This window comes from Micromonospora zamorensis (genome assembly GCF_900090275.1).
GTDB lineage: Bacteria > Actinomycetota > Actinomycetes > Mycobacteriales > Micromonosporaceae > Micromonospora > Micromonospora zamorensis.
Genome location: NZ_LT607755.1, coordinates 2,805,888 through 2,819,582, shown reverse-complemented (window position 1 = coordinate 2,819,582; position 13,695 = coordinate 2,805,888). Strand labels below are relative to the sequence as shown.

The window sequence follows — 13,695 nt, the reverse complement described above, 5'->3', positions numbered from 1 at the left end:
CGGTCATGACCAGGTCGACTCGTCGTCCGCTCCGCTCACTCGCGCTCGGTCTGGCTCTGGTGACCCTGGGCACGGCGCTGCCCGCCACCGGGGCGGCCGCCGCGACACCGTCGTCCGGTCCGCCGACCGTCACCCCCGCCGACATCCAGTTCCGCCACGACACGTTGCGGCGTGGCAGCGCCCGCCAGGTCGGACTGCTCCCCGACCAGGTGGATCGCATGCCCGCCGACCTGGCGGCGTACCTGCAGCCGACCCCGGACCACCCCGGCTACCCGGCGTACGCCGGCGCGGTGGTCCTGGCCGCCAAGGACGGCGTGATCGTCCAGCACGCCGCCGTGGGCAGCGCGGTGAAGTACTCCGCGGTGGGGCCACCGCCCGACCTGGTCGGTGTGGAACTCCCCGCCGACCAGCAGATCCCGACCCGGCGCGACACCATCTTCGACCTGGCGTCGGTGTCGAAACTGTTCACCACGATCGTCGCCATGCAGCAGGTGGAGCGGGGACGGGTGGAGCTGGACACTCCGGTCGCCCGGTACGTGCCGGAGTTCGCCGCCGGCGGCAAGGCGACGGTGACCGTGCGGATGCTGCTCACCCACACATCGGGTCTGCCCGCGTTCACACCACTGTGGAGCAGGTACCCGACACCGGCCGAGCGGTTCGCCGCCGCGCTCGCCACACCGCTGGCCACCGGGGCGACGCCCGGTGGCCAGTACGTCTACTCCGACCTGGGGCTGATCGCGCTGGGAGTCCTGCTGGAGCGGGTGGCTGATCGGCCGCTGGCCGACCTCGTCCGCGACGGCGTGACCGGGCCGCTGGGCATGACCGACACCGGCTACAACCCCGGCCCGCAGCGGCGGTCGCGGATCGCCGCGACCGAATACCAGCCGTACGCGGGACGCGGCATGGTGTGGGGTGAGGTGCACGACGAGAACGCGTGGTCGCTCGGCGGGGTGGCCGGGCACGCCGGGGTCTTCTCCACGGCCGCGGACCTCGCCGTGCTCTGCCAGTCGCTGCTCAACGGCGGCGAATACCGCGGCCGGCGGATCCTGCGCTCGGAAACGGTGCGCGAGATGCTGGTCAACTACAACGCGCCGCTGGAGTCGGCCTACCCGGAGAGCGACCGCGGGCTCGGTTTCGAGCTGAACAAGCACTGGTACATGATGGGGCTCTCCTCTCCGGTGGCCTTCGGGCACACCGGCTTCACCGGCACGTCGATCGTCATCGACCCGCTCTCCCACTCGTTCGTCGTCATGCTCAGCAACCGGGTGCACCCGGACCGGGGCTGGGGCAGCAACAACGTCGCCCGACGGGCCGTCGCGCGTGACCTCGCCGAGGCGTTGCCGGTGCGGCCGCAGTCCGCCAGCGCCTGGCGGGCCGACCCACGCGACTCCGCGACGAGCACCCTCACGGCGCCGCTGCGTCGGCCCGGCCGTGGCGGCACGGCCAGCTTCCTGCTCTGGTACGACACCGAGCCCCGCTTCGACAGCGCGCGTTTCGAGGTTTCCACCGATGGTGGCCAGACCTGGGTGCCGGCGACGATGCAGCTCCGCGATGCCGCCCGCCGGTGGAGCGCCGACGGCACGGTCACCGGCTACGGGGGTCGCGTGTGGTGGCAGGTCACGGTGGCGCTGCCCGATCAGGCCACCCACCTGCGGTTCAGCAGCAGCACCGACGGCTCCGGGCAGGGACGTGGCGTCTACGTCGACCGGGTCGTGGCAGCGGACCGGCACGGCGTCCTCTTCTCGGGCGAGGGTCCCGACGCCCCGCGGTTCGTCGCCGACGGGTGGTCACCGGCGCGGAGGTGAGACGTCGCACTGTCGGAGCGTCCCTGCGAGGTCGGTCGGGGCGGGTCACCGATCCTGGCGAGAGACGCCTGTGCGGTATTCCTGCGGCGAACGTCCGTAGTGGGCACGGAAGAGGCGGCTGAAGTGGGCCTTGTCCGGGAAACCCCAACGGGCGGCGATGGCCTGGATCGGCTGCCGCAGCAGCGGGTTGCCGAGATCACGCCTGCACTGCTCCAGGCGCTTGGCGCGGATGAGCTCGGCAACCGTCGTCGCCTCCGCCTCGAACAGGCGGTGCAGCGACCGCGGCGAGATGTGGTGGGCGGCGGCGACGCTGCGAGGGCTGAGTTCGTCACTGTCGAGGTGGCGGTCGATGAAATCGACGACCCGGGCCCGCAGTGCGGTCTGCCGCGCCTCCGGTGGCAGGGTGTCCTCGATGTCGAGGTACTGAGCGAGCGCGGCAGTGAGCAGGTCCACCGCCACCCCGCCCAGGATCTCGGCCTGAGCCGGCTCGAACTGCTCCGGGTGCGCCGCGATGCTCCGCAGGTGGTGGGCCAGCAGCCCGCCCACGCCGAGGTGCGACGGCATCGGCGTGGCCAACAGGCGGCGGAGGCGGTCCGGCGCCAGGGGCAGCGCCGCGTGCGGTATCTGCACGGTGATCGCGGTGGCGAGACCGGGGCCGTCCGCGCGATGCCGGGCGACGTGCGGTCGCGCGGTGTCCAAGAGCGTGAAATGGTTCGCGGCTTCCAGCGTGGACTCGGTGCGGTCCTGGATCAGGGTGCTGTGACCCGTCAGTGGTAGCGCGAGTTGATACAAGTCCCCCTCGGTTCGGCGGACCAGTTTCGTGGGCCGGATCGAGTCCAACGACGGGTAGCCCAGCGACGTCATCCGAATGCGGCCGAGATCGATGGCCTGCGCGTACGCGACGAAGTTGTCCAGGTGACCGCTGCTGATGTGCGCGGGCGCCGTCTCCTGGGCGACCAGGGCATACCAGAAGGCGAACCTGTCCGCCGGAGGCACCACGGTCGTGTCCACCACCAGGTTGGGCAACATTCCGTTCACCTCCCCCCACATGCGAGGATGGATTCTTGCATGCCTCGACGCCCTTTACCCATGACCGGATTCCCACGCCCGGTGCTGCCCGGTGGGTTGGCGAATGTCGGCGGTGACCGGCGCCGACCTGCGCGAGGCAGCCGACGAGATGACCCGGGTGCTGCTGCCACACCGGGAACGCGACTGGTCGGTGCCGGCCGGCTCGCTGAGCTGGAGCTGCTGGACCACCGCGGCGCACGTCGCGCACGACCTTCTCGCGTACGCGGGCCAGGTCACCGGCCGCCCGGACGACGGCTATCTGCCGTACGACCTGCGGGTCTCCCCCGACGCGAGCCCGACGCAGGTGCTCACCGTGGTGCGGGCCTGCGCCGGTCTGCTCGCCGTCGCCGTCGACGCCGCCCCGGCAGACACGCGGGCCTGGCACTGGGGCCCGTGCGATCCGGCCGGTTTCGCCGCCATGGGCGTGGCCGAGACCCTGCTGCACACCCACGACATCACCCTCGGCCTCGCTGTGCGGTGGCAGCCGCCGCAGCGGCTGAGCACGCTGGTGCTGCGGCGACTCTTCCCGGACGCCCCAGTCGGGGCGGCACCCGAGGTGCTGCTCTGGATGACCGGCCGCGGTGAGTTGCCCGGCCGTGCCCGGCGTACCTCCTGGGTCTGGCGGGCCGCAGTCGACTGACTCGCACCAGCGTCGAGGGCCGGGTGGTCGCCTGTCGGGGCGACCACCCGGTTGGAGCGTCAGGGTCAGGTCCAGCTGATGCCACGGTTACGAACGCTGCGCATGTCCTACTCCTCCCCCTCGGTGACGGCCCCCGTGCCCGCCAGGTGACCTCAGAGTCGGGCACGGCCTGCTTCGGCGGTAGGGATGTCGGCGTTCGGAGTCGTTCGGGCTTGTTCGACCGGAGAGTCGAACGTCGCAGCTCTGGAGTCGGGTCGCCGTGGCCACAGCGGCATGACAGCGAGAACCGCCACCGCGCCCGACAATCCGCTGAACCCGATCACCGTGGTGGCCGCCCACCGGTCGGCGGCCAGACCCGCGAGGACCATCGCAGTCCCTTGCATGCCACTGAGACCGGTGATGGCCACCCCGAACGCGCGTCCCCGGTACTGCGTCGGCACCGCCCGGCCGAACAACGCGTTCAGGGGGATGGCGAAGGCGCTCGCGGCGCCAGCCAGCGCCAACAGCAGGAGCATCATCCACAGCGGAGGGATGAGCCAGGCCACTGTCAGCACGCCGGCCGACATCGCGGCCAGCGGCAGGATGAGCCGTGGCCGGGCCGCCGGTGGACAGAACCGGGTGAGCGCGACCCCGCCGAGGGCCATCCTCAACGGCGCCGCCGCCAGCAACAGTCCGACCGTGCCGGCCCCGCCGCCGTACTGTCGGGCCAGCGGTGCCATCAGCCCCTCGGCCGCGTAGGTGAAGGCGCTCGCCGTCCACAGGACGAGGACGTAGGACCGCAGCCGGGGATCGGCGAAGACGACCCGCAGCCCGACCGCCCGGCCCTGGCCGGTCGGACGCGACGGCGGTCGAGGCGCGGGGCGGGAACGCACGCCGATCCCGATCAGGAGAGCGGAGACCAGGAAGGTGCCGGCATCCACCAGCAGGGCGCCGCGCAGCGACAGCAACGCCACCAGACTCCCCCCGACGGCGAAGCCGACCACCTGCACGACCTGGGCGCAGATGTTGTCCACGCCGTTGGCCACGGCGTAGCGGTCGCCGTCGAGCACCTCCGGCATCAACGCCGCCCGCGCCGCCACGAACGGTGGCCGCATCAGGTTGACCCCGAAGAGCAGCACCACCAGGGCCGGCGCGGGGAGGGCCGGCAGCGCCGCCAGCGGGATGAGCGCCGCGCGGCCCAGGTCGCACGCGATCATCACGCTTCGCCGGGGGAACCGGTCGGCCAGACCGGACAGCAGCGGTCCGCCGGTGAGCCAGGCCAGGTAGGAACTGGCGTAGGCGGCCGCCGCGAGCGCGGCCGAGCCGGTTTCGCTGAAGACGAGATACGCCACCGTCACGGCCGTGAGCTGGTCACCGGCCAGGGACAGCAGGTACGCACCGAACAGGTGGCGGTACTCGCGTACCGCGAACACCTCGGCGTACGTCGCGGCGCGCTCGGTCACCTCGCCCCGTCCCTCCCGCGCCGGCGGTCGTCTGGGCGCTCGGCCCAGACCGTATCCGCGTTCACGCGGCCGAGGCCGGGAGCAGGCGTTCGGACCTGTTCGGATCCGTTCGCGGCAGGTTCGGACGGCCGGCTAGCCGGCGTCGAGTGTGTGGCGGTGACCGTCGAGTGGGAAGGGCGGCCGGGCCGGCAGGATCTCCTGGAACACGAAGCCGGACTTCTGCGCCACCCGGCAGGACGCGACGTTGTCCACCTGGTGCAGCAGGTCGAGACGCGTCACCTCGGGGAACCGGTCGAACGCCCAGCGGCTCAGCGCGGTGACCGCGCGAGGGGCGACGCCGCGGCCGCGTGCCCACGACGCCGTCCAGTAGCCGACCTCCGGGGCCGGGCGCTCCGGCGTGACCCCCTTGAGCACCACGTTCCCCACCAGCAGAACGCCGTCGGCCTGCTCTTCGACGACGGCGAAGGTGTACCGCCGGCCGTCGGCCCAGTCCCGCTGTGCGCCGTCCAGCCACCGCCGTGCCTCGGCGGCGGTGGTCACCGGAGCTCTGGTCCAGCGGCGCAGGATCGGATCCCGGTACGCCCGCACCAGCTCATCCAGGTCGTCGGCGCACCAGGGACGCAGCGCGACTCCCGGCGTCGAGGGCGTGTCGGGTGACCGCGATTCGATCAGCATCGGCACAGTCTGCCGTGGTCGTGGCCGGGGGTCAGCCCCGTCGGCGCCACCGCCGCCACCAGCTGCGGCGGGGCCGACGCGACGGTGTCGGAACGGTCGCCGGTTCGATGGCGGTCGAGGTGATCTTGGGGCGGGCCCGTTCGGCGCGCCAGCGGCGGACCACGTCCTCGGTGTTCACCGGGCGCACCGCGACCCGGGGGCCGTCGTCGGGGAAGCGCAGCCACGCCACGATCTGCGCGTTCAACTGCCCCACGAAGTCGCGGACGGACTGCTCGGTGGGCAGGTCACGGACCTCGTCGGGGACCTGCTCGATGCGTCGGCGCAGTTGCAGCGACGTGGGCAGGAGCAGGTCACTGGGGAGCGCCTCGCGCTCCAGGAAGCTCTTGATCCACCACGCCTCGTCGTACGGCGCCCCCCGACCGGGGATCGGCTTGCCCATGCCGGGCAGGTCGTCGAACTCGCCGCGCTGAACGGCATCCTGGATCTTCGCCTCCACTGACGCTTCCCACGCCTCGGTCACCGTGCGGCACCTCCCTGGCCACCGTAACGCGCCGCCTCCGGCCGGCGACACGCACTTGCCAGGGGTCAGCGCGCCCGCCACGGTGAGCATTCCCGCCGACGGTGCTGGCGTTGCGCCGAACGCGGGTGGAGCACCCCGGATCGCAGGCCACGGCCTGCCAGGTGGCCCTGGGTTGGGATGTTCATCCCGATTACGGTCGGTGTGGGGATTACCGAACGGGGGAAGCGTCGTGGTGAGTACGGGTGCACTGCTGGGCATCACGCTGGTGGCGTTGGGCCTGGTGCTCACGCCCGGCCCGAACATGGTCTACCTGGTGTCCCGCTCGGTGGCGCAGGGCCGCCGGGCCGGGCTGATCTCGCTGCTCGGGGTGGCCGCCGGGTTCGGCGTCTACCTGGTCGCGGCGGTCGCCGGCCTGGCCGCGGTCTTCGTCCTGGTGCCGACGCTGTACGCGGTGGTGAAGCTGGCCGGGGCCGGCTATCTGCTGTGGCTGGCCTGGCGGACGCTGCGCCCGGGCGGTCACTCGCCGTTCGCGCCCACCCCGCTGCCGCCGGACCCGCCCCGGAAGCTGTTCACCATGGGCCTGATCACCAACCTGCTGAACCCGAAGATCGCCATCCTCTACGTGTCGCTGCTACCGCAGTTCATCGACCCGGCGCAGGGGCACCTGGCCATGCAGAGTCTGCTGCTGGGCCTGACCCAGATCGCCGTCGCGTTGAGCGTGAACGCGCTGATCGTGCTCAGCGCCGGGGCGCTGGCCGGCTTCTTCGCGCGCCGGCCGGTGTGGCTGCGGGTGCAGCGGTGGGTGACCGGGACGGCCCTCGCCGCGTTGGCCGTCCGGATCGCCACCGACCGCTCCCGCGCGGCGGTCGCCACACCCTGACAGCCGACGGTCACTGCCCCCGGTGGCGGCGGAGCATCCCGGCGGCCAGCGGCGCGGCGTCCAGGTCACCGGCGGCGAGCCGGGCGGCGAGGGTACGGCGGACCAGCCGGTCGGCCAGCGCGGGCGCGTGTCGACCGACGGCCATCTCCAGGCGTCCACGGGTGGTGGTCGCCACGTCCCGGGGCGCGCGACGGGCGGTGGCGGCGCGCAGGATCGCCGCGACCACCCCCTCGACCGGCTCGGGGCGGGACACGCCCCGCAGGGACAGGCCCGCCTCGGCGGTGCTGTCGTGGATGGGTGAGGCGACCATGCTCGGGTAGACGACGCTCACCCCGACGTGGCTGCCCACCTCGTGGCGCAGGGCGTCGGCGTAGGCGACCAGGGCCCGCTTGCTGACGCCGTACGCGGCGGCGAGCGGCAGTGGCAGCACCGCCATCCGACTGGACACGAAGATCACCCGTCCGTGGGCGGTAACCAGCGGCGGCAGGGCCGCGGCGGTGGTCCGCCAGGCGGCGAGCAGGTTGACCTCCAGTTGCTGGTGGACCACCTCGTCGGGCGGCAACTCGGCGGGGGCGGGGCCACCCACGCCGGCGTTGTTGATCAGGAGGTCGAGCCCGCCGAGCTGGTCGACGGCGGCGCCCACCGCCGGTGCGACGGCGTCCGGGTCGGTCAGGTCGCAGCCGAGCACCGGCAGGTCGTCGTCGGGTCGCGCGTGCAGGTCGAGGCCCACCACCCGGGCGCCGGCGGCGGTCAGCGCGGCCCCGAGGTGTCGCCCGAAGGTGCCGCTGGCCCCGGTCACCAGCACCCGGCGGCCGGTCAGCGTCCGGCGGCTCACTGCCCCGCCCCGACCGGCGTACTCGCCCCGGCGCGGCGCGTCCCGGCGGCCAGTTCCCGGGTCAGCTCGGCCAGGTAGGCGTCGAAGTCCACGCGCATCGCCGGGCGGCGCTGACCCCAGCGGGCGGTCGCGGCCCGCAGCTCGGCGCGGCAGACGGCCCGCTGCCGGTCCTCATCGGGCAGCGCGTAGCGGCCGGCGAGGTTCGCGGCGATCAGTTTGGCCTGCGCCTCCACCAGGGGAAACGCCGAACCGGTGGACTGCATCAGCCCGACGAAGCTCAGGCCGGGGGCGTCCGGGTGGAACACGTGCCGGTACAACGGCAGGGTGTCGGCGCCCCCGCCGAGCAGCGCCGGGTCGAGGAACGGGATCTCCACCCGGTAGCCGGTGCACCAAACGATCAGGTCGACGTTGTCGCTGCGACCGTCGGTGAACTCGACCCGGTCGCCGTCGAGGGCGGCGACGCCGGGCCGGGCCTCGACGTCACCGTGGGTCAGCCGCGACAGCAGCCCGTCGGAGAGCGTCGGGTGGTCCTGGAGGAAGCCGTGCGTCGGTGCGGGCAGCCCATAGCGGGCCGGGCTGCCGACGGTGGCGGTGAGCATCGTCTGGCTGATGCGCTGACGCAGCCGCCACGGCAGCCGGCGGGCCAGCGCCCCGTTGAGGGTGTCCGAGGGGCGACCCAGCAGGTACTTCGGCACCACCCAGACACCCCGGCGCAACGACAGCAGGGTGCGGGTGGCGGCGTACGAGGCGTCCACGGCGATGTCCATCGCGGAGTTGCCGCCGCCGACGACGAGGACCCGTCTGCCGACCAACTGCTCCGGACCCCGGTAGTCATGGCTGTGGATCTGTTCGGCCGTGCAGGTGCCGGGGTACGCGGGGTCGGGCAGCCGGGGCACCCGGTTGTGCCCGTTGGCGACGACCACGGCGTCGACGGTGACCTCGACCGACCCGTCCGGCCCGCGAGCGGTCACCGTCCAGGTGCCTGCCGAGTCCCGGGTGACCTGCTCGACGGTGTGGCGCAGCCGGATGTCCTCGCCCAGCCCGAAACGGTCGGCGTAGTCGGCGAGGTAACCGGCGACCCGGCGGTGGTCGGGATAGTCCGGCCAGTCGGTCGGCATCGGGTGGTCGGCGAACTGGGTGCGGCCCCGGCTGGTGTTCAGGTGCAGCGTCCGGTACGCGGGCGAGTCGGGTGCCCCGTACACCCAGAGGCCGCCGACCTGGTCGGTGCTCTCGAAGCACACCACCGGGACACCGGCGTCGCGCAGCGCCTTGACCGCGGCGAGCCCGGCAGCGCCGGCGCCGATCACCGCCACCCTGGGTGGTACGCCCATCGCCGCCCCCTTTAATCCAACGTCCGATGGATAATCGTCGGCGGGCGGCGGCCCGTCAAGTCGCCGAGGGCCCGTAGAGCCCGTCGAGCAGACGATGCACGAACGCCCGGAACTCGCGCCGCTCCCGAGCGCCCGGCGCACCCGCGGCCAGCGCCACCACGTGCCCGTGCGTCGCCCACACCAGGCTCCGGACGGTGATGTGCGGGGTGGGTTCGGCCAGCGCGCCGGCCGCCGCGGCGGCGGTGAGCAGCTCCGCCACCAGCCGGTACAACGGTTCGGCGTAGCGCTGGTCGAGCTCGGCGTGCCGCTGCGGTTCCAACCAGCGACGCAGCCACAGCGCGGTGGTCTCGGGGCGGTCCTCCAGGAAGTCCACGAAGACGTCGACCAACTGGTGCAGCGCCCGCCGCGCCGCGTCCGGCCCACCATTGAGGGCGGCGCGGGCCTGCTCGGCGGCCTCGGTCAGCACCTCCCGCTCGGCGGCGAAGACCCGGGCGAAGCAGGCGTCGTAGAGCGCTGCCTTCGTACCCGTGTGGTGCGCGACCGTGGCGACGTCGACCCCGGCGGCTGCGGCGACCTCCCGCAGCCCGACGGCGTCGAAGCCGCGCTCGGCGAACAGCGCTGTCGCGGCGGTGAGCACCACCTCGCGGGTCGGCCGGGTCTCGTCGCGTCGCGGGCGACCCGGACGGCGTCGGGGCATGGTCATGGCTGCCATTCTGCCCCTAGAATCCAGCAACTGTTGGATTGCGGAGAGGATGCGGCGATGACCGGGCTCGACCGGCGGCCCGTGGCCGCCCCCGACGCGGCACTGCCCCGCGGCCCCCTGGCGGGCTTCGCGGCCGGGTCGCTCGGCATGGGTGTCTGGGTGACAGTGCCCGGCCTGCTGCTGCTCTACTTCCTCACCGACGTGCTGGCCGTCGGGCCGTGGCTGGCCGGTCTCGTGCTGCTGCTGCCGAAGATCGCCGACGTGCTGCTGCACCCGTGGGTGGGGCACCGCGCCGACGTCGAGCAGACCCGACGCGGCGACCGGCGTCGCCTGCTGCTGGTCGGCTGCGCGCTGCCGCTCGCGTTCGCGGCGCTCTTCGCGGTGCCCGGCGGCCTGACCGGCGCCCCAGCGGCTGCGTGGGTGGCGGTGTTCTTCATCGCCGGCAACCTGCTCTTCGCCGCCTACCAGGTCCCCTATCTGGCCACCCCGGCCGACCTGCGGATCGGCTACCACGAACGCACCCGGCTGATGGCGTTCCGGATGGTCGTGCTGACCCTGGGCATCCTGGTCTCCGGCCTACTGGCCCCGCTGCTCACCGGCGGCGACGCCGCGACCCGCGACGGCTACCAGCGGATGGGCATGGTCCTCGCCGTCGGGATGCTGGTGGCCATGCTGGTCGGTGTCGTCGGCATCGCCCGGCTGCGCGGCTCGGCGGCGGACCCGACCCCGGCCGGGCACGGCGGGTGGCCGGCGTTGCGTATCGCGCTGCGCGACCGGCAGTTCCGCTGGCTCGTCGCCGCGTACCTGGCGATGTCCACCACCACCCACCTGGTGCTCGCCGGCGTTCCCTACTACGCCGAGTACGAGCTGCGGGCCCCCGGCCTGACCACGGTCCTGGTGGCCGCGTTCGTCGCGCCGGCGCTGCTGGTCACCCCGGTCTGGCTGGTGGTGGCCCGCCGCGTCGGCAAGCAGCGGGCGCTGCTCGGCGCGCAGGGCGCGTTCGCCGTCGGGTCGCTGGTGCTGGCGGTGGGTCGACCGGCTGGGCTGCCGGTGCTGATCGGCGCGGTGGCGGTGCTCGGGGTGGCGTTCGCCGGCATGCAGCTGCTGCCGTTCTCGATGCTGCCCGACGTGATCCGCGCCGCCACCACCAAGGACGGGACCGCCACCGGCGCCGGCACCTACACCGGGGTGTGGACGGCCACCGAGGCCACCGGCGCCGCCCTCGGCCCGTACGCCTATGCCCTGTGCCTGGCCGTTGGTGGTTTCGTGGCCTCGACGGCCGGTGAGTCGCCGGTGCAGCCGGACGCGGCGTTGGCGGCGGTCCGCTACGGCTTCGGGTTGCTGCCGGCGGTGGCGATGCTCGCGGCCCTGCTGCTGCAACGCCGCTACACCCTGGACGCGACCGCCCGGACGACGACGTGAACGGCCGGCACTAGACTTCGCCCTCGATGGACGCCCAGCCCACCACCACCGAAACCCGCCCGTGCGCCCACTGTGGAGCGCCGGTGCCGCAGCGTGTCGGCGCGGGCCGGCCGTTTCGCTACTGCCGGGACAACGACGGCGCCTGCCAGCGCGCCTCGCGCAACAGCCGGATGCGGCACCGCAACGCCCCCGGCCTGCCCGGGCAGGTGGCCCGCACCTGGGAGGCGGTGGACCGCCTCGATCAGATCGTCGAGACGTTGACCGAGTCGCTGCACGCCGAGTTGTCCCCGGTGGGTGTGCAGCGGCAGGTCGCCCAGGTTCGCGCGGAGGCCGCCACCGAGGTCGCGGCGGCGCAGACCGAACGCGACGAGGCTCGCGACGACGCCGAGAACGCGGCGGCCGACGCGGCGCGCGCCCGCGAGCAGGCCCGGGCGGCCCTCGCCGAGGCCGACGACGCCCGTCAGCGCGCCGAGCAGGCGCACCGGCAGTCCACGGCCGCCGACGAGCGGGCACAGCGCGCCGAGGCCGCCCGTGATCAGGCGCGCCACGACGTCAGCGCCGCCGAGGCGTTGCGCGCCCAGGCTGAACGCGACCGGGACCAGGCCCGCGCCGAGGTGCGCGACCTGCGGGCGCAGCGCGACGCCGAGCGGCAGCGGGTGGCCGACCTGAGCGTGGAACGCGACGCGGCGCGCGCCGACGCCGAGCGGGCCACCCGGGCCGCCGCCGAGGCCACCGAGCGGGCCGGGCGGTGGCAGGCCGAGGTGCAGGACGTGCGGCGCCAGATCGAGCAGGCCCGCGCCGACGCCGCGCGGACCCGCGCCGAGGCCGCCGACGCCGCCCGCGCCCGGGAGCAGGCCGACCGGGCCCGCGACCGCGCGCAGGTCGCGGCCGTGCAGGCCGCTGACGCCCGGCAGGAGGCCGCGGAGTTCGCGGCGCGGCTGCGGGCGGAGCTGGCCGCCACCGTCTCCCAGCGGGACACGCTGACCGCCGAGCTGACCGCGGCCCGGCAGGCCGCGGCGACCGCCGAGGGCCGCCTCACCGCCCTGACGGTACGACTCGACGCCGCCGAGACCGACCGGGACCTGGCCCAGCGGCGGGTGGCGCAGCTCGGCGACCAGGTCAGCGACCTGGCGTTGGCGCTGGCGCGCCTCGGCGCTGCCACCCCCGACGACGCCACCCGATGATCGTCGCGCAACCTTCGCTACGCTTCGGCGGTTAACATCCCCGGTGGCGGCGGACACACAGCCCGTTGCGACCCGCCCGGTGATCACCTCACCGGGTGATCGTCCCGGCCGGCTACCCTTGGTCCCGGCCCACACGTGGACGCCTCACGCCCTCGGGCGGGAATGGCTCGACGGGCACACACCGTTACACCCAGAAGACCAGCACCACGAACGAGGGGAAGTCGATCATGGGCGAGCGTATGCTGCGCGGAAGCCGCCTTGGCGCGGTGAGCTACGAATCCGACCGCAACACGGAGCTCGCGCCGCGTCAGACCCGCGAGTACCTGTGCGCCAAGGGCCACCAGTTCGAGGTGCCGTTCGCCGTCGACGCCGAGGTCCCGATGACCTGGGAGTGCAAGTTCGACGGCAGCGTCGCCCGACTCGTCGACGGCAACGAGCCGGAGCAGAAGAAGGCCAAGCCCCCGCGTACCCACTGGGACATGCTTCTGGAGCGGCGTTCGATCGCCGAGCTGGAGGACATCCTCGAGGAGCGCCTGCAGGAGGTTCGGACCCGCCGCGGCCGCGCCTGAGCCGCACGACGAACAACGACGGCGCCCCCGGGACAACCCGGGGGCGCCGTCGTGTCTGTACAGGTGGTCTCAGTGGCGACCGGGCTCGACGATCTCTCCCTCGATGGCCCGCCCGCCGTCGACCACGACCGGTTGCTCCGGCTGCGGGGTCGGTTGCGGCGTCGGTTGCGGCGCACCCTGACGCACCCGCACCGTACGCGGGCCGAACAGGTCACCGGCGACCATCGACGACACCCGCCGCTCGGTGGCACGGCGCACCCCGGCGCGGGCCAGTCGACGCACCGGCGGCACCAGCAGCAGCAACCCGACCAGGCCGCTGACCAGGCCGGGCACCGCCAGCAGCAACGCGCCGGCCAACCCGACGAGCCCGTCGGTCACCTGCCCACCCGGTGGCTGTCCGGCCGCGGCGGCGGAGCGGAAACCACGCCAGGCGCGCATTCCCTCGCGGCGCAGCAGCACCAGCCCCAGCAGGGACGCGGCGAACACCAGCAGCACGGCCACGCCGAACCCCAGCGCCCGCCCCACACCGACGAACACCGCCAGCTCCAGCACCACCGCCAGCAACAGGGCCAACGGCACGAACCTCAGTCCTCGGCGCATCTCACCTCATCGCCATTCCCG

General features: G+C 73.7%; 14 protein-coding genes. 6 read left to right on the top strand and 8 right to left on the bottom strand.

The features are described from left to right. Window positions 1-5: 5 nt before the first annotated feature. Complete coding sequence (locus tag GA0070619_RS12200; protein WP_088948174.1) at window positions 6-1,805, top strand: serine hydrolase domain-containing protein; 1,800 nt, start codon at window positions 6-8, stop codon at window positions 1,803-1,805. A 45-nt stretch (window positions 1,806-1,850) separates the two neighbouring features. Here GA0070619_RS12200 and GA0070619_RS12195 read toward each other — a convergent pair whose 3' ends face one another. After that, window positions 1,851-2,834: a helix-turn-helix domain-containing protein gene (locus GA0070619_RS12195; protein WP_172862036.1), complete on the bottom strand. Its 984-nt coding sequence runs from the start codon at window positions 2,832-2,834 to the stop codon at window positions 1,851-1,853. A gap of 103 nt (window positions 2,835-2,937) precedes the next feature. On the opposite strand from GA0070619_RS12195, the gene GA0070619_RS12190 reads away from it, so the two are divergent. Next, window positions 2,938-3,513 (top strand): maleylpyruvate isomerase N-terminal domain-containing protein, encoded by a 576-nt coding sequence (locus tag GA0070619_RS12190; RefSeq protein WP_172862035.1) that lies wholly within the window; start codon window positions 2,938-2,940, stop codon window positions 3,511-3,513. A gap of 152 nt (window positions 3,514-3,665) precedes the next feature. Here the strand turns inward: GA0070619_RS12190 and GA0070619_RS12185 are convergent, their stop codons facing one another. The 3 genes from GA0070619_RS12185 to GA0070619_RS12175 all read right to left on the bottom strand — a co-directional run bounded on the left by GA0070619_RS12185 (window position 3,666) and on the right by GA0070619_RS12175 (window position 6,150). Beyond that, window positions 3,666-4,955 carry an MFS transporter gene (locus tag GA0070619_RS12185; protein WP_157743982.1) on the bottom strand — a complete coding sequence of 430 codons (1,290 nt, stop codon included), beginning with the start codon at window positions 4,953-4,955 and terminating at the stop codon, window positions 3,666-3,668. A gap of 132 nt (window positions 4,956-5,087) precedes the next feature. Beyond that, window positions 5,088-5,630, bottom strand: a complete 543-nt coding sequence (locus GA0070619_RS12180; protein ID WP_088948171.1) for a GNAT family N-acetyltransferase — start codon at window positions 5,628-5,630, stop codon at window positions 5,088-5,090. A gap of 31 nt (window positions 5,631-5,661) precedes the next feature. Further along, complete coding sequence (locus GA0070619_RS12175) at window positions 5,662-6,150, bottom strand: DnaJ family domain-containing protein (RefSeq protein ID WP_088948170.1); 489 nt, start codon at window positions 6,148-6,150, stop codon at window positions 5,662-5,664. A gap of 229 nt (window positions 6,151-6,379) precedes the next feature. On the opposite strand from GA0070619_RS12175, the gene GA0070619_RS12170 reads away from it, so the two are divergent. Further along, on the top strand, window positions 6,380-7,030 hold the full coding sequence (locus GA0070619_RS12170) for a LysE family translocator (RefSeq protein ID WP_088948169.1): 651 nt from the start codon (window positions 6,380-6,382) through the stop codon (window positions 7,028-7,030). Window positions 7,031-7,040: 10 nt separating this feature from the next. Here the strand turns inward: GA0070619_RS12170 and GA0070619_RS12165 are convergent, their stop codons facing one another. From GA0070619_RS12165 to GA0070619_RS12155, 3 genes are read right to left on the bottom strand one after another with little or no spacing between them, the layout of a single operon-like run. Then, the gene (locus tag GA0070619_RS12165; RefSeq protein ID WP_088948168.1) at window positions 7,041-7,865 is read right to left on the bottom strand and encodes an SDR family NAD(P)-dependent oxidoreductase; all 825 of its coding nucleotides are present in this window, start codon (window positions 7,863-7,865) and stop codon (window positions 7,041-7,043) included. Then, entirely contained in the window at window positions 7,862-9,196 is a 1,335-nt protein-coding gene (locus GA0070619_RS12160; protein ID WP_088948167.1) for a flavin-containing monooxygenase, read from the bottom strand. The genes GA0070619_RS12165 and GA0070619_RS12160 overlap by 4 nt, the downstream gene beginning before the upstream one ends. 55 nt (window positions 9,197-9,251) lie before the next feature. Next, on the bottom strand, window positions 9,252-9,899 hold the full coding sequence (locus GA0070619_RS12155) for a TetR/AcrR family transcriptional regulator (RefSeq protein WP_231927388.1): 648 nt from the start codon (window positions 9,897-9,899) through the stop codon (window positions 9,252-9,254). A 57-nt stretch (window positions 9,900-9,956) separates the two neighbouring features. On the opposite strand from GA0070619_RS12155, the gene GA0070619_RS12150 reads away from it, so the two are divergent. The 3 genes from GA0070619_RS12150 (at window position 9,957) to GA0070619_RS12140 (ending at window position 13,074) form a co-directional block, all read left to right on the top strand. Beyond that, complete coding sequence (locus GA0070619_RS12150) at window positions 9,957-11,321, top strand: MFS transporter (RefSeq protein WP_088948166.1); 1,365 nt, start codon at window positions 9,957-9,959, stop codon at window positions 11,319-11,321. 26 nt (window positions 11,322-11,347) lie between these two features. Then, window positions 11,348-12,505 carry a coiled-coil domain-containing protein gene (locus GA0070619_RS12145; protein WP_088948165.1) on the top strand — a complete coding sequence of 386 codons (1,158 nt, stop codon included), beginning with the start codon at window positions 11,348-11,350 and terminating at the stop codon, window positions 12,503-12,505. A 227-nt stretch (window positions 12,506-12,732) separates the two neighbouring features. Further along, on the top strand, window positions 12,733-13,074 hold the full coding sequence (locus GA0070619_RS12140) for an RNA polymerase-binding protein RbpA (RefSeq protein WP_030489777.1): 342 nt from the start codon (window positions 12,733-12,735) through the stop codon (window positions 13,072-13,074). 69 nt (window positions 13,075-13,143) lie between these two features. On the opposite strand, the gene GA0070619_RS12135 is transcribed toward GA0070619_RS12140, so the two are convergent. Continuing rightward, the gene (locus tag GA0070619_RS12135) at window positions 13,144-13,674 is read right to left on the bottom strand and encodes an FxsA family protein (RefSeq protein WP_088948164.1); all 531 of its coding nucleotides are present in this window, start codon (window positions 13,672-13,674) and stop codon (window positions 13,144-13,146) included. Between the last annotated feature and the right edge of the window lie 21 nt (window positions 13,675-13,695).